Raw genomic sequence first — 23966 nt, 5'->3', positions numbered from 1 at the left:
GCAGGGCCTCGTCCGCATAGAGAGACCGCACCATGAGCATCTCCGCTGCCGCCGCCTCCACCGCCGCCCTGGCCGCCGTCGTCGTACCGGGCGCGTCAGACGCCGCCGCACCGTCGCCCGCCACAGCGCGGGCGGTGTCCGCCGTGTCCGCGGCCTACGGCACGGGCGAGTCCGGCGCCGAAGGCGGCCGCGACGCGCTGCCGCAGGAAATGACCACCGCGGTGCAGGAACTGCGCGACGTGCTGCGCACCACGCCGTTCGGTTTGCAGTTCGAGATCGACGACGTCACGCACAAGGTCATCACCAAGGTGGTGGACCGCGATACCGGCGAGGTGATCCGCCAGTTGCCGTCCGAGGAAATGGTGCGCATCGCGCATGCCATGAACAAGCTGCAGGGCCTGCTGGTCCGACAGTCGGCGTAAGCCCACGGGCCTCCACAGGCAAGGCCACAACGATCTCTCCCGCAAGAACGCCAATCACAAGAATCGAGGTAACAGCATGGCATCCGTATCCTCCCTCGGCATCGGTTCCGGCCTGGACCTGAACACGCTGCTGGACCAGTTGACCACGGCCGAGAACGCGCCGCTCACGCTGCTGCAGAACCAGCAGACCGCCTACCAGGCCAAGCTGTCCGCGTACGGCACCGTGCAGAGCGTGCTGTCGGCGTTCCAGAGCACCGCCAGCAAGCTGGCCGACGCCACCACGTTCTCGTCGGTCAAGGCCAGCGTCAGCAACACCGCGGTGATGAGCGTGGCCACCAGCACGAGCGCCGCGGCAGGTTCCTATTCGGTCAACGTGACCAGCCTGGCGCAGGCGCAGTCGCTGGTTTCCGGCGGCCAGGCCGCGCAGGACAGCGCGGTGGTGCACGGCACGCTGCCCGCAACGCTGAGCTTCGATTTCGGCACGGTGAGCGGCTACGACAGCAGCACCGGCCAATACGGCAGCCCGAGCTTCCAGGCCACCGCCGGATCCACCAAGACCGTCACGATCGACAGCAGCAACAACACGCTCCAAGGCATGCGTGACGCGATCAACAAGGCCAACATCGGCGTAACCGCCAGCATCGTCAACGATGGCAGCGCCAAGCCGTATCGCCTGGTCCTCACGTCCAACGCCACGGGCGAGACCAACAGCATGAAGGTCTCGAGCACCGACTCGGATCTGCAGGCGCTGATCGGCTTCGACCCGGCCGCCATGAACGCCAGCGGCAGCACTGCCAACGGCGTGCGCGAAGCAGTGCGCGGCACCAACGCCAACATGACGGTCAATGGCATCGCCATCACCAGCGCCAGCAACACGGTCAAGGACGCGCTGCAGGGCGTGACGATGACGCTGTCGCAAACCGGCGCCACCAACGTGAGCGTGACGCGCGACACCGATTCGATGAAGACTGCGGTCAGCGCGTTTGTCACGGCGTACAACAACATCCAGTCGACCGCCTCGACGCTGACCGCGTTCGACGCCTCGGCCGGCACCAGTTCCGCGCTGACCGGCGACGCCGTGCTGCGCAACATCCAGACCCGCCTGCGCAGCATCATGAACACGCCGGTCAGCGGATCGTCGCTGAGCACCTTGTCGCAGATCGGCGTGTCGTTCCAGAAGGACGGCACGCTGTCGGTGGACGACACCAAGCTGACCAAGGCGCTCAACGACAACCCGACCGCCGTGGCGCAACTGTTCGGCGGCGACGGCACGACGGGCGGCGTCGGCCGCGCGATCAACGACGCGATCACCAGCTTCAATACGACCAACGGATCGCTGAAATCGGCGCAGGACGGCCTCTCGCAATCGCTGAAGGATCTGTCCACGCAGTACACGGAAGAGCAAAGCCGTATCAACGATACGATTGCCCGCTACCGCACCCAGTTCACCAACCTGGACCTGATGGTGTCGCAGATGAATTCCACCAGCGCCTATCTGACGCAGCAATTCTCCGCGCTCAATAACACGTCCAGCAGCAAGTAGTCAGACATCGACAAGGAGCTTCACCATGTTCGCGCGCCAGGCCATCAACGCTTATGCTCAGGTCGGTGTTCACACCGGTGCCATGAGCGCGAGCCCGCACAAGCTGATCGTCATGCTCTACGACGGCGCGCGCGGCGCCATCGCACGCGCGAAGTTCTGCATGGAAGCCGGCGATATCGCCGGCAAGGGCTCGGCCATCTCGAAAGCAATCGATATCGTCGACAACGGGCTGCGCGCCGTGCTGGACCACAGCGCGGGCGGAGACATTGCCGCCGATCTCGAGCGCCTGTACGAATACATGACGCGTCAGCTGATGCTGGCAAATCTGCGCAACAGCGCGGAACTGCTCGGCGAAGTGGACGCGCTGCTGGAAAACCTGTCTTCGGCGTGGGCCGCCATCGATCCCGATGCGCCCGCCGCCCTGGGCGAAGCCGCCGTCGCACAACCCGTCTGATTTGCGCAGGATTTTCGAGATGTTCAACATGTCCCCCATCGTCAGAAGCTACGAGGAACTGCTGGTTCTTTCGGAGCAAATGCTTGAGGCCGCAGGTGCATCGAACTGGGATGCCCTGGCGGAGCTGCAAACGGTTTATATGGCTGAAGTGGAACGCCTGCGTCATCTCGATCACCACGCGCCGTTCTCCGATGCCGAACGGCTGCGCCGCTTCCAACTGCTCGAACGCATCCTGGCTTTCGATGCGCGCATCCGCGACCTGACCATGCCGCGCCTGGCGCATCTGGGCGCGATGCTCAACAATTCGCGCCGCAAGCAGGACCTGTCCGTCGCCTACGGCGCCCACTGAAATCCACACACCCTCCGGTCATGGAGGGATCAGACGCGTATCGCGCTCGACCCTTTTCGCTGACACGCGCCCATGACTGGCATCCAGATTCCGTCCGCGCTGATTCCGCACCAGACGCCGGACCCGCAACTTTCCCGCCCGGCGCTGGCCATCGACAAGCTGGCCGCGCTGATGCCCGTGCCGGCGGTCAGCCAGGGCGACGTGCAGTCGTCCACCGGCGAGACCGTCCAGGCGCGCCAGCCCGGCGCGATCCTGCCCGGTAGCGACGATGCGCGCGCGGCGGGCCTGAACGGCTCCACGCGCGAAACGCTGAGTTTTGCCGCGCTTGCGATTCTCGACCTGTTCGAAGGCGGCGACGCGCAACCGCTGCGCGGCAATGCACCGCTGCTGCCGTCCGCGCCCACTGCGGGCGCCGGCACTACGGCGTTATCGAACGCCCTCGCGACGCTGGTCGATCAAAGCGGCATGTTCTATGAATCGCACGTGGCGCAATGGGTGATGGGCCAGCGTCCGCTGGCCGCGCTGCTGCAGGAGCCGCAAGCCACGCTGCGCATGCCCGCGCCGGCCACGCCGCAAGCGCCGGGCAGTCCGGCCAGTACTCCGACCGGCAATCCGGCTGCGCAGCAGAGCGCCGGCGCGCCCGTCGCGCTGCTGCCGTACGGCGGCCCCGCCGCGCAGGCATCGACGCCGCCGCCGAGCGCCGCATTGCTGGCCGAACTGACACGCCCGGTCATGTATCCGGTGACCACCGGCGTGCCCGCGCATGCGGCAACGCCAACGCAGCCGGCTCATCCGCACGGCGCCGCGGCGGGCGCGCAACAGGCCGGCCAGCCGCCCGGCGCGCACGGCAACGGCGCGCCCACCAGCGCAGCCGAACAACGCCGCGCCGCGCATGCCAACGCCGCGGCGCACGCCTACCAGGTCACCGCCGAGGTATCGCACGAAGGCCATTACGTCGCGCAGGCGCAGCGCAACGCCATCATCGCCAGCTGGAACGCGCCCGACACGACCACGCCGCAGATGCAGCCCGACGTCGGCCAGGCGGTGCATCCAGCCAGCGAAGGCGTGGTGCGCCAGCAGCTGGAACTGCTGGCCACGCAGCAGTTTCGCGCCACGCTCGAAGCATGGCCCGGCATGCCGTTCGAATGGGAAGTGTCGCGTGACGGCCATGCCGATGCGCCCGAAGCCACCACGCAATGGAGCACGCGCGTGCGGCTGGAATTGCCGCGCCTTGGCAATATCGATGCGGTGCTGACGCTCGGCGCGCAGGGGCTCGACGTGCGCATGGTGGCGGCCGACGCCGACGCGGCGGCGCAACTGATGCAGGGGCGCGCCGGCTTCCGCGAACAGCTCGATGCACGCGGCATCGCATTGCTGAACGTGGCCGTACAGACGCGCAGCGACCGCGAGCTCGATGACCGCGAACGCATCGCCCAAGGAGCACCGGCATGAGCGGAAACGGCACGAACGACCGCGACGCCGCCGTCGCATTGTCCTACCAGGCGCAGGACAAGGCGCCGCGTGTGGTGGCCAAGGGCTACGGCATGTCGGCCGATGCCATCGTCGCGCGCGCCCGCGAAGCCGGCGTATATGTCCACGGATCGCCGGCTCTGGTGAACCTGCTGATGCAGGTCGACATGGACAGCCAGATCCCGCCGCAACTGTATGTGGCCGTGGCCGAACTGCTGGCGTGGCTGCATGCGTTGGAAAGCGCCGATGGCGCGGCACCCGTGCCCGCGCTTGCGCCGCCAGTGGCCTGAGCCCGGCGCTTCCATGCCGGTCCGTGCGCGGGACCGAAAAAAATGCGCGATGCAAACACAACAAAAAAGCCATGGCGCCCGGGCGGCGACATGGCTTTTGTCTTCATGGCAGCGGAAACATCCGAAACGGGGTCGCCGGCATCGCCAGCATCGCGGCGGGCGACTGGCGCACCGCCCCGCAAGCCCGTCCGCGCCGCTTACACCGGCATGTTCATCATTTCCTGATACGCGGCGGCCAGGCGGTTGCGCACCTGCACGGCGGTCTGGAACGAGATATTGGCTTTCTGCATGTCGATCATCACGTCGTTCAGCGCCACGCCGGGCTTGCCCAGTTCGAACGCCTCGGCCTTGCCGTAGGCGCGGTCCTGCGTGGCGTTCAGGCGCTGCAGCGAGCGTTGCAGCTCGCCGGCAAATCCTTCGGTGGCAACCGAAGGCGTCTGCGAGGCAGTGCCGCCGCCGGCCACCTGCGCCAGGCCGCGCAGTTGGTGGAGCATGCCCTCGATGGAAGAAATGGTCATGGCACGTACAGGTTAGTGAGTGGGAGACATCGGATCCGCGTGCAGCCTGCGCCACCTGCAATCCGGTTTCAGCCCTCGCACTGTACGCATTGGCGAGCGCGCGCCAAAGGACGAAATCGGCGGGAAAACCTGGCCTATTCGCTCGATTGTTCTTCCGCCATGTGGCCGATCATCGCTACCGTGCCGAATCTGGCGGTTCGTTGCGCATTGCCCTCACCGCCCACGGCCAGGAATATCAACTATCGCGGAGAGTGCGCGTGTTTTGTCTGCAGCGTAATGTGAGCCGTGCCGAAATGATTAACGGCAGCGAAGGCCAGAATGGCAAGGGCCAGATTTGCCCGGCCAAGCCGGAGATGCGCGCATGAACGCGGCCGCCACCCTGCCGAACGGCGCGGCGCTGGTCGAAAAACTCAAGGCCAATCCGCGCCTGCCGCTGATGCTGGGCGGCGCGGCGCTGGTGGCCGCGATTGCCGTGGGCGTGATGTGGTCGCGCCAACCGGACTACAAGGTGCTGTACACCAACCTGTCCGAGCGCGACGGCGGCGCGGTGATCCAGTCGCTGCAGCAGATGAACGTGCCGTACAAGTTCGCCGAAGGCGGCGGTGCGGTCATGGTGCCGGCCGAAAAGGTCCACGAGACGCGCCTGCGCCTGGCCAGCCAGGGCCTGCCCAAGAGCGGCACCACGGGCATGGAACTGATGGACAACCAGAAGTTCGGCATCAGCCAGTTTGCCGAACAGGTCAACTACCAGCGCGGCCTGGAAGGCGAACTCGCCCGTTCGATCGAATCGATCGGCGCGGTGCAGTCGGCGCGCGTGCATCTGGCCATTCCCAAGCCCACGCTGTTCGTGCGCGAGCGCCAGAAGCCGACCGCATCGGTGGTGCTGCAGCTCTACCCGGGCCGCGCCATCGACGAGGGCCAGGTGGCCGCCATCACGCACCTGGTGTCGTCCAGCGTGCCGGAGCTGACGCCCAAGTCGATCTCGATCGTCGATCAGCACGGCAACCTGCTGTCGGGCACCAGCGACCGCTCGATGGACGCCACGCAGCTCAAGTACGTCCAGCAGGTCGAACAGAATTACGTCAAGCGGGTGGAATCGATCCTCACGCCGATCCTCGGCAAGGACAACGTCCACGCGCAGGTCACCGCCGACGTGGACTTCTCTTCGGTCGAACACACCGACGAATCGTTCAAGCCGAACCAGGACCCGACCAAGGCCGCGATCCGCAGCCAGCAGACCAGCGAATCGAACCAGCAAGGCGCATCGCCGGTGGGTGGCGTGCCGGGCGCGCTGTCCAACCAGCCGCCGGCCGCCGCCGTGGCGCCGGTGACCACGCCGCAGCCGCCGCGCACGCCGGGCCAGCCCAATCCGGCGCAGGCCAACCAGCCCGCGCAGAACACCCAGACCGCCGAGAAGACCGGCCCGAGCAGCAGCCGCCGCGACGCCACCACCAACTACGAACTCGATCGTACGGTGCGCCATGTGCAGCAGGCCCCGGGCGGCGTGAAGCGCCTGTCGGTGGCGGTGGTGGTGAACTACCGCACGAAGGCCGACGCCAAGGGCAAGCCGGTAACCGAAGCGCTGTCGGCCAAGGAACTGGCCCAGATCGAAAACCTGACCAAGGAAGCGATGGGCTTCTCGGCCGAGCGCGGCGATTCGCTGAACGTGGTCAACAGCCCGTTCACGGCCGAAAACGCCAAGGAACCGGAACCGCCGCTGTGGAAGCAGCCGCAGATGATCGACCTGGCCAAGACCGGCGTCGGCTACCTGCTGCTGGCCCTGCTGGCGATGTTCCTGTGGTTCAAGGTGGCGCGTCCGGTGCTGCGCAAGTACACCGCGCCGCCGCTGCCCGCGCCGACCGAGGCCGACGCCACCGCCGAAGCCGTGCTGCTGCCGCCGGAAGAGGAAACCAATCCGGAAGTGCTGCGCCTGGCCGCGAAATACGAAAGCGATCTCGCCCTGGTGCGCGACGCCGCGCAACGCGACCCGCGCCTGGTTGCCAGCGTAATCAAGACTTGGATGGCAAATGACGAAGGCTAACAAGGGAACGCCCGAGAAGGGCGTGCAGAAGAGCGCCATCCTGATGATGGCCGTCGGCGAGGACGCTGCCGCCGAAGTCTTCAAGCACCTGTCGCCGCGCGAAGTGCAGCAGCTGGGCTCGGCCATGGCTGGCCTGTCGGCGGTGACCCGCGAGGAAATGGCGGAAGTGCTGGCCGAATTCCGCGGCGAGACCGAACAGTACCTGGCGCTGAACGTCGATTCGAGCTCGTTCATCAAGAGCGTGCTGAACAAGGCGCTGGGCGAGGAACGCGCGCTGTCGGTGATCGAGGACATCCTGGAGTCGCGCGATCCGGGCGGCGGCATCGATTCGCTGAACTGGATGGACGCCACGTCCGTGGCCGAGCTGATCAAGGACGAGCATCCGCAGATCATCGCCACGATCCTGATCCACCTGGACCGCCAGAAATCCTCGGAAGTGCTGGGCTTCTTCACCGAACGCCTGCGCAACGACGTGATCCTGCGCATCGCCACGTTCGGCGGCGTACAGCCGGGCGCGCTGCAGGAGCTGACCGACGTGCTGACCAAGCTGCTGGCGGGCCAGAGCCTGAAGCGCAGCCGCATGGGCGGCGTGCGCACGGCGGCCGAGATCATCAACCTGATGAGCACGGCCCACGAGGAAGCGGTCATCGACGGCGTGCGCACGCACGACGCCGACCTGGCCCAGAAGATCATCGACGAAATGTTCCTGTTCGAGAACCTGCTGGAAGTGGACGACCGCGGCATCCAGCGCGTGCTCAAGGAAATCGCCACCGAATCGCTCATCGTTGCGCTCAAGGGCGCGCAGCAGGAACTGCGCGACAAGTTCATCCGCAACATGTCGACACGGGCCGGCGAAATGCTGCGCGAGGACCTCGATGCACTGGGTCCGGTGCGCGTGTCGCAGGTCGAGGCCGAGCAGAAGGCCATCCTGCAGGTGGTGAGACGCCTGGCCGAGGCCGGCGAAATCCAGATTGGCGGAGGCGACGATGCCTACGTTTGACCGCGGCCCCGCCGCAGGCCGTGGCCCGGGCCGCGGCGATCCGGGATTCTTCGGCGCGAGCGCCGCGCCGCAGGGTGCCGGTGGGCTCACCAACATCCACAAGAGCGACGACGGCTTCCAGGGATTCGAGCCGCCGACGCGCACCCACACCGGCGGCGACGCATGGAAGCGCTGGCAGATGGATTCGCTGGACCCGCGCGACGCGCTGCGCAAGGTGCTCGAGGCGCAGTTGCCGGTCGAGCCGCCGCCCCCGCCTCCGATCGACTTTGCCGCACTCGACGCGATGCGCGAAGGCGCGCGCAAGGAAGGCTATGCGCAGGGCTATAGCCAGGGACAGACGCAGGGTTATGGCGACGGCCACCGCGAAGGCTATGCGCGCGGTCTCGAAGCGGCGCGCAACGAAGCGGCCCGCCTGCAGGAACTGGCCGGCAACTTCCGCGCAGCGCTCGGGCGCGTCGATGCCGATATCTCCGACGCGCTGATCTCGCTGGCGCTGGACGTGGCGCGCCAACTGGTGCGCAAGACCATGGAAATCGATCCGGCCGCGCTGGTGCCCGCCGCGCGCGAGTTGCTCAACGCCGAGCCGGCGCTGTCCGGCGCGCCGTGCCTGCTGCTCAATCCCGACGACGTCGCGCTGGTGGAAACCCACATGCGCGGCGAACTCGAGGCGGCCGGCTGGACCTTGCGCGCCGATCCTTCCGTGGCGCGCGGCGGCTGCATTGCCAGCGCCGCCAGCGGCGAACTCGACGCCACGCTGGGTACACGCTGGGAGCGCGTGATCAAGGCGCTGGGCCGCAACGATCCATGGGAGCCCCCGCATGCATGATCCCCAGGCCCCGGCCAGCGAAGCCGTCACGGCGCATACCGGCCGCTGGCGCGAAGCGCTGGCCGCCGCATCGTCGAACCTCGCCGACGTCGACAGCAAGCGCGCCTGCGGGCGCCTGACGCGCGCCGCCGGCCTGGTGCTGGAAGCCGTGGGCCTGCGCATGCCGGTGGGCAGCGATTGCCTGATCGAGCTGCCGGCCGGCCAGCATTCGCATGGCGGCCCGCGCACCGCCGAGGCCGAAGTGGTCGGCTTCGGCGCCGACCGCCTGTACCTGATGCCGCAATCGGACGTGGCCGGCCTGGTGCCGGGCGCGCGCGTGTATCCGCTCGAACCGTCGCCGCTGCCCAAGGGCGTCAGCGCCCCGCGCGAGCCCGGTTCGAAACGCCTGCCGGTGGGCGACGGCCTGCTCGGTCGCGTGCTCGACGCCGCGGGCCGCCCGCTCGACGGGCTTGGTCCGATCTCCGCCGCCAGCGAAGTGCCGCTGGCCGGCACGCAGATCAATCCGCTGATGCGCGCGCCGATCGAAACCGTGCTCGACACCGGCGTGCGCGCGATCAACGGCATGCTGACCGTCGGCCGTGGCCAGCGCATGGGCCTGTTCGCGGGTTCGGGTGTCGGCAAGTCGGTGCTGCTGGGCATGATGGCGCGCTACACCAACGCCGACGTGATCGTGGTGGGTCTGATCGGCGAGCGTGGCCGCGAAGTGAAGGAATTCATCGAGAACATCCTCGGCGAGGAAGGCCGCAAGCGCTCGGTGGTGGTTGCCGCGCCGGCCGATTGCTCGCCGCTGCTGCGCATGCAGGGCGCCGCCTATGCGACGCGCCTGGCCGAATATTTCCGGGACAAGGGTCAGCACGTGCTGCTGATCATGGATTCGCTGACGCGTTATGCGATGGCTCAGCGCGAAATCGCGCTGGCCATCGGCGAGCCGCCCGCCACCAAGGGCTATCCGCCGTCGGTCTTCGCCAAGCTGCCCACGCTGGTGGAGCGCACCGGCAACGGCCCCGAGGGCGGCGGTTCGATCACCGCGTTCTATACGGTGCTGACCGAAGGCGACGACCAGCAGGATCCGATCGCCGATTCGGCGCGCGCCATTCTCGATGGACACATCGTGTTGTCGCGCAGCCTGGCCGAAGCGGGCCACTACCCGGCCATCGATGTCGAAGCATCGATCAGCCGCGCGATGACCGCGTTGATCGAGCCGTCGCAATTTGCCTCCGTGCGGCGGTTCAAGCAGTTGATGTCGCGCTACCAGCGCAATCGCGACCTGATCAGCGTCGGCGCCTATGTGCCCGGCAACGATCCGGAACTGGACCTCGCGATCCGCCTGCATCCGCACATGGAGGCGTTCCTGCAGCAGGACATCCACGAGCGCGCCGATTACGACGCGTCGATTGCCCAGCTGCACGCGACGATCGGAGTACCGAACCATGGCTAAGAACTCTCCGTTGACCACACTGGCCGACATCGCCCAGGACAGCACCGACCAAGCCGCGCGCGAGCTGGGCCGGCTGCAGGGGCTGCGCACGCAGGCCGAGCAGCAGTTGCAGGCGCTGACCGAATACCGCCACGAATATCGCGCGCGCATGCAGGCGATTGCCGCAGAAGGCATGTCTTCGAGCCGCTGGCAGGATTTTTCGCGCTTCCTCGATTCGCTGGACCACGCGATCCGCCAGCAGACCGGCGCGCTGGCCAAGGCCGAGGCCGACCTGCTGGCCGGGCGCGCCAACTGGCAGCAGCAGAAGCGTCGCCAGAATTCCTTCGACACCCTGATCACGCGCGCCGAAGTGCGTGAGCAGCAGGTAGCCACGCGCCGCGAACAGCGCGCCAACGACGAATACGCCGCCCGTATCGCCCGCCAGCCGGCGAGCGGCCAGAACTGACCTGCCAGAACAGACCATGATCGATATCAGCCAGATCGTCGGCAACGCCGCCGCAGCCCTGACCAACCTGAAGACGCCCGACGTTGCCGCCAAGGGCGCCGACGGCAAGATGTTCCAGGACGTGCTGTCGCGCGCGCGACAGGACAACCAGCAGGGCGCGCCGGCCGCCGCATCACCGTCCAAGGCGCCCGCCAAGGACACCGGCAAGCAGGCCGATGCATCGAAGGACGCCGCCGCGCAGAAGCCGCAGCCCGCGCCGAACAATGCGCTGCCGCAGAAGGATGCCAGCAAGGTCGCGAAGTCGGATGCGAAGGACGCCAAGGCCGGCGACGCTGCACACAGCGATGACGATACGGACAGCGCCGCTTCGGCCGATGCCGCCGCAGCCGCCGCGGCACTGGCCGCTGCCGCGTTGCTGACGCAACCGGCCAACCCCACGCCGGCCGGCGCTCAGGCCGCTGGCGCCGATGCCGGCGCCGCAACCATCGCCGGACTGCCGACGCTGCCGGCACAAACCGCCGCTTCGGCCGCAGCCAGTGCCGCCGCGGCCAGCGCCGCCCCGAACGCTGCGCCCGCCACCCCCGCTGCCGATGCCGCCGCGTTGCAGGCGCAGGCCGACGCGCAGTTGCCGGCCGCCACGGTCGACACCGCTGCGCGCGGCACCACCGCCAGCCCCACCGACACGCTGGCGCTGATCGCCCAGCAACGCGCTGCGCTGCAAAACAACGCGCCGACCACGGCCGACAAGATCGCCGCCGCCGTCACCACGCCGGTCCAGGCCAACGCGCAGGACGCGCGCGGCCAGAACGCGGGCCAGCAGCATGCCAACCTGGGCCACGCGAACGCGCCCGCACTGCCCCCAGCCGACACCGGCGCGGCCCCGCAGGCCACGCAGACGGTGTCGCCGTATGCCGCGGCACAAGCCGCGGCGCGCACCGGCGAGGCGGTGGATACCGGCGCCACCAACACGAGCAGCGCCGCCACGCTGGCATCGGCCATCGCCGCACAGGCGCCGACGCACAGCGCTCAGGCCGCTGCCACCGCCGCTGCCGCGCGTCCGGTGATCGCCCCGAACGTGGGGGATAGCCAGTGGTCGCAGGCACTGGGCCAGCAGATGGTGCGCATGTCGACGCAAGGCAACCAGACCGCCGAACTCGACCTCAATCCGCCCAACCTGGGTCCGCTGAAAGTGGTGCTGAACGTGGTCAACGATCAGGCCCAGGCGCAGTTCGTTTCGCCGCATCAGGCCGTACGCGCCGCGGTGGAAGCCGCACTGCCGCATCTGCGCACGTCGATGGCCGAAGCCGGTATTCAGCTTGGCCAGGCATCGGTGGGCGCAGACAGCTTTGCGCAGGCCGGCAACGGCGGCCAGCAGCAACAGCAACAGTCGCAACGCCAGGCCGGCAACGGCGGCAGCTTCGGCCAGGCCATGGGCTTCGGCAGCGACAGCGCGCCGACCCCGGCACCCGCCGCGCAGCGCCCGGCCCGCGCACTGGCGCGCGGCGAGGTCGACACCTTCGCCTGATCACACGGCGCGCCGGCCCAGGCCCGCGCGCCCCTCCCTCACCGCCACATTTCTCCCGCGCGGCCCCCGCCGTGCGCCAGGAACCGCGACCGCCACGCGGCCAATGCGCGGGCAACCGGCCGGAACTTCATCCGGCGCGGCATGGTCATCTGTGCGACGATTCCGATTCCCGTCCAGAGGCCCCCGACCATGTCCAGATTTTTCTCCGTGCTGGTTGCAGCGTTTGCGCTGACCACATCGCTTGCGCATGCCGCCGACGACGGCCCGGCCTACGGCGCCCAACTGGAGGGATTCGACTATCCCTATCCAGTGCAGCACTACAAGTTCACGTCGCAAGGCCAGGCGCTGGACATGGCATTCATGGACATCCAGCCGGAAAAGCCGAACGGCCGCGCCGTGGTGTTGCTGCACGGCAAGAACTTCTGCGGCGCCACCTGGCAGGAAACGATCCGCCAACTCAGCGGCGCGGGCTATCGTGTCGTCGCGCCCGATCAGGTCGGCTTCTGCAAGTCGACCAAACCCGCGCAGTACCAGTACACGTTCCAGCAACTGGCGCGTAACACCCATGCGCTGCTGGCGTCGATCGGCATCGGCGATGTCACCGTGATCGGCCATTCCACCGGCGGCATGCTGGCCATGCGCTATGCGCTGATGTACCCGCAGGAAACCCGGCAACTGGTGCTGGTCAACCCGATCGGCCTGGAGGACTGGAAGGCCAAAGGCGTGCCGTCGCTGTCGGTGGACCAGTGGTATGCGCGGGAACTGAACACGACCGCCGACCGCATCCGCAACTACGAAAAATCGACCTACTACGTGAACCAGTGGAAGCCCGAATACGAGCCGTGGGTGCAGATGCTGGCCGGCATGTATCGCGGCCCGGGCAAGCAGATCGTGGCGTGGAATTCGGCGCTGCTGTACGACATGATCTACACGCAGCCCGTGGTCTATGAAATGGGCGCGATCCAGGCGCCAACGCTGCTGATGATCGGCGACAAGGACACCACCGCCATCGGCAAGGACGCCGCACCGCCCGATATCCAGCCCAAGCTGGGCCGCTATCCGGAACTGGCCAAGCTCACCGCCCGCGCGATACCCAACACCACGCTGGTGGAATTCCCCGAGCTGGGCCACGCGCCGCAAATGCAGGAGCCGCAAACGTTCCACAAGGCGCTGCTGGAAGGCATGGCGCGCTGCTGCGGCAGGTGAGTCAAAGCCGCCATGACCTTCGACCTGTTCGACGCCCTGCCGCCCGATCCTGACGACCCGCCGCGCAGCGAGGCGCTGGCGCCGGGCGCGATGGTGTTGCGAGGCTTTGCGCGCGAGGCAGGCGCCGGACTGTTGGCGGCTGTGAGCGAAGTCAGCGCAGGCTCACCGTTCCGGCATCTGATTACGCCGGGCGGGCTGCGCATGTCGGTGGCGATGACCAATTGCGGCGAGCGCGGGTGGGTGTCGGACCGCACCGGCTATCGCTACGACGCTGTCGATCCCGAAACGGAGCGGCCCTGGCCGGCGATGCCGCAACTGTTCCGCACCCTGGCGCAAGACGCCGCGGCGGCGGCCGGCTATGCGGGATTCGCGCCCGATGCGTGCCTGATCAATCGCTATTTGCCCGGGACGCGGCTGTCGCTGCATCAGGACCGCGACGAACTCGACCTGCGCGCGCCGATCGTCTCGGTATCGCTGGGCTTGCCGGCGGTGTTCCTGTGGGGCGGCCTGCGGCGCGCGGATCGGCCCACGCGGGTGCGGCTGGCGCATGGCGATGTGGTGGTGTGGGGCGGACCGTCGCGTCTGGTGTTCCATGGAATTGCCCCGCTGGCCGAAGGTGACCACGCACTAACCGGGCGCGAACGCATCAACCTCACGTTCCGCAAGACCCGCTGACGCTGGACGGCCGGCCGCTGTCCGGGCTGTGTGGCTGCGGCCCGCCCGGGGCGTCCCGACGCCGCCGCGGCAGTTGCCTGCAAAGTCATACAACCCTACGATAGCGGACCAGCGGAAGCCGTCCATCGGACGCTCCGCCCATAAGAACACCGGGCCGCCAGCGTGCCCGGGCCTCAAGCGAGACGCCTGCCATGTCAGCCCTTCCCGGTCGCGCCCAGGCGCGTCCCGATCTGCCGCCCCCCAACCCCGGTCCGCTGGCTGGCCGCCCTGCCGATTCGATCCGCGCCGCCTTGATGATCGGCGCCTGCATCGCCGCGGTATGGATTGCCGGCAGCGCGCTGCACGCCCCGCCCGCGCTGATCTGGGCCGGCGCGCTGGTGGCCTCGACGGTGTGCTGCTGGGCCGTCGGCGTGCTGCCGGAACCCACCGCCACGCTGCTGTTTTTCCTGAGCGCGGTGGTGTTCCACATCGCCCCGCCTACCGTGGTGTTCTCGGGCTTTACGTCCACCGCGTGGTGGCTGATGTTCGGCGGCGCGGTCACCGGCGTGGCGCTGCGCAGCACCGGCCTGGCGCTGCGGCTGGCCGACATCATCTTCCACAAGCGCGTGGGCACCTATCCGCAAGTGATCACGACGGTGGCGCTCAGCGCGGTCGGGCTGGCCTTTCTGATGCCGTCCACCACGGGTCGCGTGCTGCTGCTGATGCCGATCGTCCTGGCGCTGGCCGACCGCCTTGGCTTTGCGGCGGGGTCGAACGGCCGCATCGGCATGGTGATGACCGTCGCGGCGGCCAGCTACATGCCGCCCACGGCTATCCTGCCCGCCAATATTCCCAACAGCGTGCTGCTGGGCGCCGCCAGTTCGCTCTACAACATCAACCTCAGCTATGGCAGTTATCTGCTGCTGCATTTTCCGGTGCTCGGCGCGCTGAAGACCGTTGTGCTGATCTGGGTGATCTGCAGGCTGTTTCCGGAAAACGGTCCGATGACGCCGCAACCGGTGGCCGCGCGCGGCGCAATGGGCGCGCAGGAGCGCGTGCTGGCGATCATCCTGGCGCTGGCGGTGGCAGGGTTCGCCACCGATGCATGGCACGGCATCTCGCCGGCGTGGATTTCGCTGGCGGCCTGCATCGTCTGCCTGTTGCCGGGCATCGGACTGGTTTCGCCCAAGGCGCTCAGCGAACAGGTGCATCTGGTGCCGCTGATCTACGTGGCCGGTTTTCTTGGGCTGGGCGCGGTGGTGGAATCGACCGGCCTGGGCAGCGCCATCAGTGCGGGCCTGCTGCACGTGTTGCCGCTCACGCCGGGGCACACGGCCGCCAACGTTGGCACCATCGGCGCAATGGGGGCGGTACTGGGCATGATGTCGACACTGCCGGCGCTGCCCGCCGTGCTGACGCCGCTGGCGCGCGACCTGGCCAGCGCCACCGGATTGCCGCTGGAATCGGTGCTGATGTTGCAGGTGCCGGTGTTTTCGACGGTGTTTTTCCCGTATCAATCGCCGCCAATCGTGATTGCAATGCAGTTGGGCGGCGTGGGCCTGCGGCACGGCACGCGCCTGTGCCTGACGATGGCGGCCATCACCGTGGTGGCGCTGTTGCCGCTGGACTATCTGTGGTGGCGCCTGCTGGGCTATTTGCCCTGAGCGCGGTCGCCCCGCGGCGCCCGGCTACCGCGCCCTCGCGATGGCCGACGGCTCCCGGGCGCGACCGGCAACGCCTACCTACCAGTCGAGTCGCTCGATGACGGCATCGCTGACGGTGCGCGGCTCGATGACCAGATCCAGTTCGTAGGCACCCAGCAGCGCCAGCAGTTGAGAAACGCTGATCGTCTCGGGATTCAGTTCCATATGGGAAATACGGCTCTGGCTGATGGCCAGCCGCGCGGCGGCGTCCGCCTGCGTGAGCCCCGCGATCTTGCGCGCGCCCTGGAGCACCTGCCCCAGTTGGTCGCTGGTGGTAATCGTGACTCTGACCGACATCGCAAGCCTGCCCGGGAAGGAAATATCTGAAATCTAACAATCCCGCGAGCGTATCGACAAATTCCCTGCAAGCGATAGATCCAATCACTGTGGCAATACCCATGTGGCGGGTAAATCGTCACTTGTGGCGTTGCCAAAAACAAACGCCTGCTTGTGCCCGGCGCCGATCGGCCTGGAAACGCTCAGTGCAGATAGGCACCAAATCGCGCGCGGATTTCCGCCACGTTGGCGAGCGTTCCTGACAGATGTTCACGCAGCGCCGCTTCCGCGCGCGCCGCGTCGCCGGCTGCAATCGCCTCGACGATGGCCGTGTGGTCGCGCAATACCGCCAGCGCCTTGCCTGGAATCGGCAGATGCAAGCGGCGCAGACGGTCTAGATGGCCGCTCTGGCGTCGCACCAGTCCGAACAGATCGGGCACCGCGGCGGCCTCGTACATTTGCCGGTGGAATTGCTGATCGTTGGCGTTGAATTCAGCGAGGTCCCCGGCGTCCAGCATGCGCTGCTGGCGCGCCACAGTGGCGCGCAACCGCTCCATCAGCGCGGCGTCAGGCGCTGCAGCCAGCGTGCGCACGATTTCCAGTTCCACCGAGCGCCGCAGAAAGTGCGCCTGCCACGCCAGCGCCACATCGATGCGGCTCACGCGCGTGGCGTGCTGGGGAAACACATCGACCAATCCTTCCTCGGCCAGCCGCATCAACGCATCGCGCACCGGGGTCTGGCTGATGCCGTACTGGAGCGCCAGTTCGGGACGCGACAGTACCGTGTTCGGCGGCAGCACCAGCGAGATGATCAGGTCGCGCAGGTGCTCGAACACCTGCGGCGCCGCCTGGCGCGTGCGGTCGTAGTGGAACGGCTGCGGAGGATTGGGAACGGAAACGGCCATTGGATCGGGAATGTGTCGTGGGCGCGATTCTAGCCGAACGTGCCCACGGCACCGCGCGTTGACGTACTAATATATTAGTGCTCTAATCGCCAAAACAAGGTCATCGTACAACCTCGGTTGCGCACAAAAGAATGACCGACCCATTCCACCAATGGAAGAGACAACCATGACGGCTCCCCGAAAGACGCCGGACCAGTTGCGCAGTGCGCGCTGGTTCGCCCCGGACGACCTGCGGTCCTCCGGGCACCGCTCCCGCATCATGCAGATGGGCTACGCGCCCGACGAATGGATGGGCAAGCCGCTCATCGCCATCATCAACACGTGGTCGGACATCAATCCCTGCCATTCGCACTTCAAGCAGCGCGTGGAAGACGTCAAGCGCGGCATCCTGCAGGCCGGCGGTTTCCCGGTGGAACTGCCGGCCATTTCCTTGTCCGAAAGCTCGGTCAAGCCGACCACGATGCTCTATCGCAACCTGCTGGCCATCGAGACCGAGGAACTGATCCGCTCGCATCCGATCGACGGCGCGGTGCTGATGGGCGGCTGCGACAAGACCACGCCCGGCCTGCTGATGGGCGCCACCAGCGCGGGCGTGCCGGCCATCTACGTGCCGGCCGGGCCGATGCTGCGGGGCAACTACAAGGGCCAGGTGCTCGGCTCCGGTTCCGACGCCTGGAAGTTCTGGGACGAACGGCGCGCCGGCAACATCAGCAAGACCGAATGGATCGGCATCGAAGCCGGCATCGCGCGCAGCCACGGCACCTGCATGACGATGGGAACGGCCAGCACGATGACCGCCATCGCCGAGGCCATCGGCATGTCGCTGCCTGGCGCATCGTCGATTCCGGCGGCCGACGCCAACCACATCCGCATGTGCTCCGAGGCAGGCCGGCGCATCGTCGACATGGTGTGGGAAGACCTGACCCCGGCGCGCATCCAGACGCGCGCGTCGTTTGAAAATGCGATTGCCGTGGCCATGGCGATGGGCTGCTCGACCAACGCGATCATCCACGTGATTGCGATGGCGCGGCGCGCGGGACACGACATCGGCCTGGACGATTTCGACCGCATGAGCCGCCATGTGCCGGTGATCGCAAATATCCGGCCGAGCGGCGACACCTACCTGATGGAGGACTTCTTCTACGCCGGCGGTCTGCCCGCGCTGATGAGCCGCATCCGCGACAAGCTGCAGCTCGATGCGCCGACCGTCACGGGCCGCACGCTCGGCGAGAATATCGTCGGCGCACAGGTCTACAACGACGATGTGATCCGCACCACCGACAACGCGCTGTATCAGGAAGGCGCACTGGCGGTGCTGCGCGGCAATATCGCGCCGGACGGCTGCGTGATCAAGCCCAGCGCGTGCGAGAAACGCTTCTTCAAACATACCGGTCCCGCGCTGGTATTCGACGACTATCCGTCGCTGAAGGCCGCGGTCGAGAACGAGGACCTCGACGTCACCGCCGACCACGTGCTGATCCTGCGCAACGCGGGCCCGCAGGGCGGCCCCGGCATGCCCGAGTGGGGCATGCTGCCGATTCCGAAGAAGCTGGTAAAGCAAGGCGTGCGCGACATGCTGCGCATGTCCGATGCGCGCATGAGCGGCACCAGCTACGGCGCGTGCATCCTGCACGTGGCGCCCGAGGCGTACATCGGCGGCCCGTTTGCGCTGGTGCGCACCGGCGACCTGATCACGGTCGATATCGAACAGCGCCGCATCCATCTGGAAGTGTCCGACGAAGAGCTGGCCGCGCGCCGCGCCAAATGGACGCCGCTGCCGCCGCGCTATATGCGCGGCTACGGCTACATGTTCTCGCGCCATGTGCGGCAGGCCAACGACGGCTGCGATTTCGACTACCTGCAAACCGACTTCGGCGACCCCGTGGGCGAACCGAGCATCTACTGATGAGATTGCCGATGACCCAGCTCGATCCCTCCCTGCGCGATGCACTGAAGACCGTCAGCACCGCTACGCTGTGCACCGCGCTATTCAAACGCGGCTTGCGCAACCAGTTCATCCAGGATGTGCGCCCGTTGAATCCGGCCGCCGGCACGATGGTTGGCGAAGCCTTCACGCTGCGCTACATCCCCGCGCGCGAGGACCTCAATCCGATCACGGTGTTCCAGAACCCCAACCATCCGCAACGCCAGGCCATCGAACAATGTCCGCCCGGCGCGGTACTGGTGATCGACAGCCGCAAGGATGCGCGCGCCGCGTCGGCCGGGTCGATCCTGGTGACGCGCCTGATGCAGCGCGGCGGCGCCGGCATCGTCACCGACGGCGGCTTTCGCGATTCGCCCGAGATCGCGCAGATGCCCATGCCGGCCTATCACCAGCGCCCGTCCGCGCCCACCAACCTGACGCTGCATCAGGCGCTGGAATTCAATGTGCCGATCGGCTGCGGCGACGTCGCGGTGTTTCCCGGCGACGTGATCGTCGGCGATGCCGAGGGCGTGGTGGTCATCCCGCGCGAGATGGCGCAGGAGATTGCCGCCGAGGCCGTGGAGATGACCGCGTTCGAAGACTTCGTCACCGAACAGGTGCGCGGTGGACGCTCGATCATCGGGCTCTATCCGCCCACCACCGAAGAGGCGCGGCAGGACTTTGCCGCGTGGCGACAAGCGCAGCGCCGCTGAGATTGCCGCCATGCGGACGCGCGCTTCCCGTGCGCGCGCACCGCAGGAACCACACAAGAAAATATCAGGAGACACCCATGTTGAAGATTGCCCGGATCGCAGCGACCGTCGCTGCGGCGACCCTTGCCTTTGCCGCACACGCGCAAACCCCGGCGTGGCCGACGCGCGCGGTCACCATCATCGTGCCGTTCACGCCCGGCGGCGGCACCGACATCGGCACGCGGCTGGTTGCGCAGCGTCTGGCACAGCTGTGGGGCCAGCCGGTGGTGGTCGACAATCGTCCCGGCGCCGCGGGCAACGTGGGCCTGGAGTTGACCGCGCGCGCCAAGCCCGACGGCTACACGTTGGTTGCCGGTAACGTCGGCACGCAATCGATCAACCCGTTTCTCTACAAGAAGCTGAACTACAACCCGGACGGCTTCGTGCCCGTGACGATGATGGCGGAGCTGCCGTTCGCGCTGGTGGTCACGCCAAGCCTGCCGGCCCGCACGCCGAAGGAGTTGGTGGCGCTGGCCAAGGCAAAGCCCGGCAAGCTCACGTTTGCCAGCTCCGGCACAGGTGGATCGCCGCATCTGTCGGGCGAAATCTTCAAGCTGGCGACCGGCACCGACATGCTGCACGTGCCCTACAAGGGCGGCGGCGCGGCGATGACCGACCTGATGGCCGGCAACGTCGACATGCTGTTCGCATCGATCCTGGAAACCGCTGGCCATGTGAAGGCCGGCAAGCTGCGCGCGCTGGCCGTGACCGGCACGGTGCGCTCGCCGTCGATGCACGATGTGCCGACGCTGGCCGAGGCCGGCATCCAGAACGCCGAATCGGGCTCGTGGGTGGGGCTGCTCGCGCCGGCCGGCACGCCCAAGGAAATCGTCGACAAGATCGCCGCGGACGTGCACAAGGTGGTGGCGATACCGGAAGTGAAAAAGCAGTTGGTGGACCAGGGTGCCATTCCGGTGGGCAGCTCGCCTCAGCAGTTTGCGCAGACCATCGCCAACGACCGCAAGCGTTACGCAAGGATCATCGCCGATAATCACCTGAGCGCAGACTGAGCCGCGCCCTCGCCAATTCAGGCACAGCCAAGCAAGCCAACCACGCAAAACAAGGACTCTCCTCGCATGAAACCCCGCCTCCTGCAGCACGGCCGGCTTCCCGAACAGACTGAAGCCCGCCTGGCCGAGCATTTCGACGTGCATCCGCTCTGGGCCGAAAGCGATCCGGCCGCATACCTCGCGCAACATGGCGGCGAATTCGTGGCGATGACCACGCGCGCGGCCACGGGTGTCGATGCCGCCATGCTGGCCGCGCTGCCGAACCTGCGCGTGATTTCAAGCTTCGGCGTCGGCCTGGACAAGCTCGACCTCGACACCGCGCGCGCCCGCGGCATCGCGGTGGGCTACACGCCCGACGTGCTCAACGATTGCGTGGCCGACACCGCGTTTGCATTGCTGATGGATGCCGCACGCCAGGTCAGCGCGGCCGATCGCTACGTGCGGCGCGGCGAATGGACCAAAGGCCCGTACCCGCTGACCACCCGCGTCAGCGGCAAGCGTCTGGGCATCGTCGGCATGGGCCGCATCGGCCGCGTCATCGCCAAGCGTTCGAGCGGCTTCGACATGGACGTGCGCTATTTCGGGCGCAAGGCGCAGGCCGATCTGCCGTACGGCTTCGAGCCGTCGCTGGAGGCGCTGGCGAAGTGGGCCGACTTCCTGGTCGTCGCCACCTCGGGCGGCCCGGCCACGCGGCACCTGATTTCGGCCAGCGTGCTGGAGGCCTTGGGCCCGGATGGCTACCTGATCAACATCGCGCGCGGCACCGTGGTCGACGAGGCGGCGCTGGTCGACGCGCTCACGCACAAGCGCATCGCCGGCGCGGGACTGGACGTGTTCGAGCACGAGCCAAACGTGCCCCCGGCGCTGTTTGCGCTCGACAACGTCGTGCTGCTGCCGCACGTGGCCAGCGGCACGCATGAAACGCGCGCCGCCATGGCGGGGCTGGTGTTCGACAACCTGCAGAGCTTCTTCGCCACCGGCGCGGTGCTTAAGTCGGCCATCTAGGACTCGGTTACCACGTACTTCGCGCGAAGACGATGCGCGCGTCGCCGCCCACCAGAGTGGCGGCGCGCCGTAGTTGCCGCCCCAACTGACGGCCCAAGGCGCCCCGGCATGCACCATTTTTCCCGACGGCCGCCACCGCCCGGGCCCCATCCCCGCCCCGCTCCCGCCCCGTTCCGCACCCTCCCCACGGCCCCTGCCCCGACAGCTCTCCTTCATCGGCATGACTCCGGGCGTAGACAAAACTCCATTACCCTGTGACGAATCCTGCCGCGAAATCCGCGTGGACGGCAGCCTCGCCGTGGCGTGACCGCGCGGCCCGCGGCGCAGCCGCCGCAGTTCGGCACGACGCGCGGAAATGTAAAAACGGACTGGAAGTGTCAGACGTGATCGACGATTGTTAGCTATGCTCCCCTGAACGCGCGGCGTTTGCGGAGCCCACCCGGCGGGCTGACGGGCGCGCCATACGGCCATCGGCGGGCGCACGACGGCCTCGCGGATGACAGTTTCGGATCCGATACGTAAATGGCAGGGCGCCGCGGGCGCCTGGTGCGGCGCAGTCTTATGAGGGCTTTCGATGCAGCGCAGTTGGCTTGTGCTTGTGACGATGGTGCTGACCATGCTGGCCACGCTGGTTCCGGTGGGAATCGGCGTGTTCATGGCCCAGCTCGAAGCCAGCCGGCGCGAATCCGAGCAACTGAACGTATTTGCCGATGCAGCGGTCGCGCGCGCCGAATTGGTCATGTCCCAAGCGCTGCAAGCGCAGCAAGACCTGGAATCATTGCGCGACGAATCGTGCTCGCCGGCGCACCTGGTGGAAATGCGCCGCATCACCTACACCTATGGCCATATCCAGGACGCCGGCGTCTATCGCGCCGGAAAACGCCTGTGTTCGGCACTGCTGGGCCCCATCCAGGCCAATCAGCTATTGCTGCCGCCGCCAGACTGGCGCACGCCCGACGGGCTCGATTACTGGTTCGACCAGCCCAATCCGTTCTCCGCGCCGCGTCGTTCGCTGCTGCTGGGCCGCAATGGCAACTACGTGGGCCTGGATCCGCAGATCTTCGTCGATGTGGTCGATCGCGCGTCGCGCCAGCTGGGCGTGGCGCAGACCGACGCCGGCCGTATTTTCGCTGCCACGCAGGGCGCCAATCTCGCGCGCCTGCAGCGCGCCTATGCCGACCACGCCTATGGCACCGGCAATAGCTCATCGCACGAGGACGACGACGACGCGGCCATCGTGCTGCGCAAGTCGCGCACCATGCCGCTGGCCGTGGTGGTGCTGGCCCCGCGCGCGGCGCTGCTGGCCAACTGGCGCGCGCTGCTGGCGGGCGGCCTGATCGTGGGACTGGGCGTGGGCGTGCCGCTCGGCATCCTGGTCTGGCGGCGCGCCACGCGGCGCTTCAGCCTGGAGGGCGAATTGCGCGGCGCAGTGCGGCGCCACGAAATGGCCGTGCACTATCAGCCGATCGTCTCGCTCGTCGACGACCATTGCGTGGGCGTCGAGGCGCTGGTGCGCTGGCGCCGCCACGGGCGGCTGGTGCGGCCGAACCTGTTCATTCCGATGGCCGAGAACGCGGGGCTGATCCAGCAGATCACCGATCAGGTGCTCGATATCGTGCTGGCCGAACTGGGCACGCTGCTGCGCCGCCATCCATCGTTCTATGTGTCGATCAACGTCGGCGTGGAAGATTTGAAAAGCCTGCGCTTTCTCGGCGTGCTGACGGCGCGGCTGCGCGGCACCGGCATCGCGCCGCACCAGATCCGCATCGAGGCCACCGAGCGCGGCTTCCTGGAGCCCGATGTGGCGCGCGACACGATCCAGGCCTTCCGCGACGCCGGACACCCGGTGTATATCGACGACTTCGGCACCGGTTATTCCAGCCTGTCGTATCTGCAGAGCTTCAAGGTGGACGCGCTCAAGATCGACAAGTCGTTCGTCGACACGATCGGCCAGGAGGCGGCATCCAGCACGGTGGCGCCGCATATCATCGCCATGGCGCGATCGCTCGGGCTGCAGGTGGTGGCCGAGGGCATCGAGGACCGGGCGCAGGCCGATTTCCTGCGCGACCAGGGCGTGGACTACGGCCAGGGCTGGCTGTTCGGCCGCCCCGTGCCCGCTGTGGAACTGGTGCAACTGCTGGCGCGCACCGCACCGCAAGCGGCCGCGTAGCCGCTAGAATCGGCCGGATCGAATCCTTGCGCCGCGCGCC

24 protein-coding genes are annotated in these 23966 nt (G+C 67.5%); 21 read left to right on the top strand and 3 right to left on the bottom strand.

Translation table 11 applies throughout. The features are described 5' to 3' along the window. The first annotated feature begins 32 nt into the window (after nt 1-32). The 6 genes from F7R19_RS07315 to F7R19_RS07290 all read left to right on the top strand — a co-directional run bounded on the left by F7R19_RS07315 (nt 33) and on the right by F7R19_RS07290 (nt 4528). A complete protein-coding gene (locus F7R19_RS07315; RefSeq protein ID WP_061957932.1) occupies nt 33-422 on the top strand; it encodes a flagellar protein FlaG in 390 nt (129 codons plus the stop codon). A gap of 76 nt (nt 423-498) precedes the next feature. Further along, complete coding sequence (gene fliD / locus F7R19_RS07310) at nt 499-1965, top strand: flagellar filament capping protein FliD (RefSeq protein WP_061957931.1); 1467 nt, start codon at nt 499-501, stop codon at nt 1963-1965. A 25-nt stretch (nt 1966-1990) separates the two neighbouring features. Beyond that, a complete protein-coding gene (gene fliS / locus F7R19_RS07305) occupies nt 1991-2419 on the top strand; it encodes a flagellar export chaperone FliS (RefSeq protein ID WP_150979817.1) in 429 nt (142 codons plus the stop codon). 19 nt (nt 2420-2438) lie between these two features. Beyond that, a complete protein-coding gene (locus F7R19_RS07300; RefSeq protein WP_150979816.1) occupies nt 2439-2768 on the top strand; it encodes a flagellar protein FliT in 330 nt (109 codons plus the stop codon). A gap of 72 nt (nt 2769-2840) precedes the next feature. Next, a complete protein-coding gene (locus F7R19_RS07295; RefSeq protein WP_150979815.1) occupies nt 2841-4220 on the top strand; it encodes a flagellar hook-length control protein FliK in 1380 nt (459 codons plus the stop codon). Continuing rightward, nucleotides 4217-4528 carry an EscU/YscU/HrcU family type III secretion system export apparatus switch protein gene (locus tag F7R19_RS07290; protein ID WP_150979814.1) on the top strand — a complete coding sequence of 104 codons (312 nt, stop codon included), beginning with the start codon at nt 4217-4219 and terminating at the stop codon, nt 4526-4528. The genes F7R19_RS07295 and F7R19_RS07290 overlap by 4 nt, the downstream gene beginning before the upstream one ends. Before the next feature lie 197 nt (nt 4529-4725). On the opposite strand, the gene fliE is transcribed toward F7R19_RS07290, so the two are convergent. Further along, nucleotides 4726-5046 carry a flagellar hook-basal body complex protein FliE gene (gene fliE / locus F7R19_RS07285; RefSeq protein ID WP_061957927.1) on the bottom strand — a complete coding sequence of 107 codons (321 nt, stop codon included), beginning with the start codon at nt 5044-5046 and terminating at the stop codon, nt 4726-4728. A 146-nt stretch (nt 5047-5192) separates the two neighbouring features. Between fliE and F7R19_RS07280 the strand changes: the two genes are divergently transcribed. From F7R19_RS07280 to F7R19_RS07235, 10 genes are all read left to right on the top strand, one after another. Then, a complete protein-coding gene (locus tag F7R19_RS07280) occupies nt 5193-5411 on the top strand; it encodes a hypothetical protein (protein ID WP_150979813.1) in 219 nt (72 codons plus the stop codon). Then, on the top strand, nt 5408-7087 hold the full coding sequence (gene fliF / locus F7R19_RS07275) for a flagellar basal-body MS-ring/collar protein FliF (RefSeq protein ID WP_061957926.1): 1680 nt from the start codon (nt 5408-5410) through the stop codon (nt 7085-7087). Before F7R19_RS07280 ends, fliF begins: the two co-directional genes overlap by 4 nt. Next, nucleotides 7074-8087, top strand: a complete 1014-nt coding sequence (gene fliG / locus F7R19_RS07270; RefSeq protein WP_061957925.1) for a flagellar motor switch protein FliG — start codon at nt 7074-7076, stop codon at nt 8085-8087. Before fliF ends, fliG begins: the two co-directional genes overlap by 14 nt. Next, complete coding sequence (fliH, locus tag F7R19_RS07265; protein ID WP_061957924.1) at nt 8074-8913, top strand: flagellar assembly protein FliH; 840 nt, start codon at nt 8074-8076, stop codon at nt 8911-8913. The genes fliG and fliH overlap by 14 nt, the downstream gene beginning before the upstream one ends. Continuing rightward, nucleotides 8906-10351 carry a flagellar protein export ATPase FliI gene (fliI, locus tag F7R19_RS07260; protein ID WP_061957923.1) on the top strand — a complete coding sequence of 482 codons (1446 nt, stop codon included), beginning with the start codon at nt 8906-8908 and terminating at the stop codon, nt 10349-10351. The genes fliH and fliI overlap by 8 nt, the downstream gene beginning before the upstream one ends. Further along, nucleotides 10344-10796 carry a flagellar export protein FliJ gene (fliJ, locus tag F7R19_RS07255; RefSeq protein WP_061957922.1) on the top strand — a complete coding sequence of 151 codons (453 nt, stop codon included), beginning with the start codon at nt 10344-10346 and terminating at the stop codon, nt 10794-10796. The genes fliI and fliJ overlap by 8 nt, the downstream gene beginning before the upstream one ends. Before the next feature lie 16 nt (nt 10797-10812). Further along, complete coding sequence (locus F7R19_RS07250) at nt 10813-12321, top strand: flagellar hook-length control protein FliK (protein WP_150979812.1); 1509 nt, start codon at nt 10813-10815, stop codon at nt 12319-12321. Nucleotides 12322-12510: 189 nt separating this feature from the next. Then, complete coding sequence (locus F7R19_RS07245; protein ID WP_061953675.1) at nt 12511-13527, top strand: alpha/beta fold hydrolase; 1017 nt, start codon at nt 12511-12513, stop codon at nt 13525-13527. Between the two features lie 12 nt (nt 13528-13539). Next, complete coding sequence (alkB, locus tag F7R19_RS07240) at nt 13540-14202, top strand: DNA oxidative demethylase AlkB (RefSeq protein WP_150979811.1); 663 nt, start codon at nt 13540-13542, stop codon at nt 14200-14202. A 191-nt stretch (nt 14203-14393) separates the two neighbouring features. Continuing rightward, a complete protein-coding gene (locus F7R19_RS07235; protein ID WP_150979810.1) occupies nt 14394-15845 on the top strand; it encodes an SLC13 family permease in 1452 nt (483 codons plus the stop codon). Nucleotides 15846-15923: 78 nt separating this feature from the next. Here the strand turns inward: F7R19_RS07235 and F7R19_RS07230 are convergent, their stop codons facing one another. Both F7R19_RS07230 and F7R19_RS07225 read right to left on the bottom strand, forming a co-directional pair. Beyond that, nucleotides 15924-16181, bottom strand: a complete 258-nt coding sequence (locus F7R19_RS07230; protein WP_061953681.1) for a helix-turn-helix domain-containing protein — start codon at nt 16179-16181, stop codon at nt 15924-15926. Nucleotides 16182-16363: 182 nt separating this feature from the next. Continuing rightward, complete coding sequence (locus F7R19_RS07225; protein WP_150979809.1) at nt 16364-17065, bottom strand: GntR family transcriptional regulator; 702 nt, start codon at nt 17063-17065, stop codon at nt 16364-16366. 166 nt (nt 17066-17231) lie between these two features. Here F7R19_RS07225 and araD point away from each other — a divergent pair, with 166 nt between their 5' ends. From araD to F7R19_RS07200, 5 genes are all read left to right on the top strand, one after another. Then, a complete protein-coding gene (araD, locus tag F7R19_RS07220; protein ID WP_150979808.1) occupies nt 17232-18971 on the top strand; it encodes an L-arabinonate dehydratase in 1740 nt (579 codons plus the stop codon). A gap of 11 nt (nt 18972-18982) precedes the next feature. Further along, the gene (locus F7R19_RS07215; protein WP_061953685.1) at nt 18983-19702 is read left to right on the top strand and encodes a ribonuclease activity regulator RraA; all 720 of its coding nucleotides are present in this window, start codon (nt 18983-18985) and stop codon (nt 19700-19702) included. 77 nt (nt 19703-19779) lie between these two features. Continuing rightward, nucleotides 19780-20751 carry a Bug family tripartite tricarboxylate transporter substrate binding protein gene (locus F7R19_RS07210; protein WP_150979807.1) on the top strand — a complete coding sequence of 324 codons (972 nt, stop codon included), beginning with the start codon at nt 19780-19782 and terminating at the stop codon, nt 20749-20751. 66 nt (nt 20752-20817) lie between these two features. After that, nucleotides 20818-21756 (top strand): 2-hydroxyacid dehydrogenase, encoded by a 939-nt coding sequence (locus tag F7R19_RS07205; RefSeq protein ID WP_150979806.1) that lies wholly within the window; start codon nt 20818-20820, stop codon nt 21754-21756. 574 nt (nt 21757-22330) lie between these two features. Next, a complete protein-coding gene (locus F7R19_RS07200) occupies nt 22331-23926 on the top strand; it encodes an EAL domain-containing protein (RefSeq protein ID WP_150979805.1) in 1596 nt (531 codons plus the stop codon). Nucleotides 23927-23966 lie beyond the last annotated feature (40 nt).

This window comes from Cupriavidus pauculus (assembly GCF_008801835.1).
GTDB classification, from domain to species: Bacteria; Pseudomonadota; Gammaproteobacteria; order Burkholderiales; family Burkholderiaceae; genus Cupriavidus; species Cupriavidus pauculus.
The sequence above is the reverse complement of the archived record's forward strand: the minus strand, read 5'-3'. Positions and strand labels throughout refer to the sequence as shown.

Bases quoted from the DNA above. Each gene is read 5' to 3' on its own strand.
- F7R19_RS07215 (WP_061953685.1), top strand. From the start codon at position 18,983: ATGACCCAGCTCGATCCCTCCCTGCGCGATGCACTGAAGACCGTCAGC.
- F7R19_RS07205 (WP_150979806.1), top strand. From the start codon at position 20,818: ATGAAACCCCGCCTCCTGCAGCACGGCCGGCTTCCCGAACAGACTGAA.
- fliE (WP_061957927.1), bottom strand. From the start codon at position 5,046: ATGACCATTTCTTCCATCGAGGGCATGCTCCACCAACTGCGCGGCCTG.
- F7R19_RS07300 (WP_150979816.1), top strand. From the start codon at position 2,439: ATGTTCAACATGTCCCCCATCGTCAGAAGCTACGAGGAACTGCTGGTT.
- F7R19_RS07230 (WP_061953681.1), bottom strand. From the start codon at position 16,181: ATGTCGGTCAGAGTCACGATTACCACCAGCGACCAACTGGGGCAGGTG.
- F7R19_RS07225 (WP_150979809.1), bottom strand. From the start codon at position 17,065: ATGGCCGTTTCCGTTCCCAATCCTCCGCAGCCGTTCCACTACGACCGC.
- fliH (WP_061957924.1), top strand. From the start codon at position 8,074: ATGCCTACGTTTGACCGCGGCCCCGCCGCAGGCCGTGGCCCGGGCCGC.
- fliG (WP_061957925.1), top strand. From the start codon at position 7,074: ATGACGAAGGCTAACAAGGGAACGCCCGAGAAGGGCGTGCAGAAGAGC.
- F7R19_RS07235 (WP_150979810.1), top strand. From the start codon at position 14,394: ATGTCAGCCCTTCCCGGTCGCGCCCAGGCGCGTCCCGATCTGCCGCCC.
- fliD (WP_061957931.1), top strand. From the start codon at position 499: ATGGCATCCGTATCCTCCCTCGGCATCGGTTCCGGCCTGGACCTGAAC.
- alkB (WP_150979811.1), top strand. From the start codon at position 13,540: ATGACCTTCGACCTGTTCGACGCCCTGCCGCCCGATCCTGACGACCCG.
- F7R19_RS07210 (WP_150979807.1), top strand. From the start codon at position 19,780: ATGTTGAAGATTGCCCGGATCGCAGCGACCGTCGCTGCGGCGACCCTT.
- F7R19_RS07290 (WP_150979814.1), top strand. From the start codon at position 4,217: ATGAGCGGAAACGGCACGAACGACCGCGACGCCGCCGTCGCATTGTCC.
- F7R19_RS07250 (WP_150979812.1), top strand. From the start codon at position 10,813: ATGATCGATATCAGCCAGATCGTCGGCAACGCCGCCGCAGCCCTGACC.
- F7R19_RS07295 (WP_150979815.1), top strand. From the start codon at position 2,841: ATGACTGGCATCCAGATTCCGTCCGCGCTGATTCCGCACCAGACGCCG.
- fliI (WP_061957923.1), top strand. From the start codon at position 8,906: ATGCATGATCCCCAGGCCCCGGCCAGCGAAGCCGTCACGGCGCATACC.
- F7R19_RS07245 (WP_061953675.1), top strand. From the start codon at position 12,511: ATGTCCAGATTTTTCTCCGTGCTGGTTGCAGCGTTTGCGCTGACCACA.
- F7R19_RS07315 (WP_061957932.1), top strand. From the start codon at position 33: ATGAGCATCTCCGCTGCCGCCGCCTCCACCGCCGCCCTGGCCGCCGTC.
- F7R19_RS07200 (WP_150979805.1), top strand. From the start codon at position 22,331: ATGCAGCGCAGTTGGCTTGTGCTTGTGACGATGGTGCTGACCATGCTG.
- fliS (WP_150979817.1), top strand. From the start codon at position 1,991: ATGTTCGCGCGCCAGGCCATCAACGCTTATGCTCAGGTCGGTGTTCAC.
- fliF (WP_061957926.1), top strand. From the start codon at position 5,408: ATGAACGCGGCCGCCACCCTGCCGAACGGCGCGGCGCTGGTCGAAAAA.
- araD (WP_150979808.1), top strand. From the start codon at position 17,232: ATGACGGCTCCCCGAAAGACGCCGGACCAGTTGCGCAGTGCGCGCTGG.
- fliJ (WP_061957922.1), top strand. From the start codon at position 10,344: ATGGCTAAGAACTCTCCGTTGACCACACTGGCCGACATCGCCCAGGAC.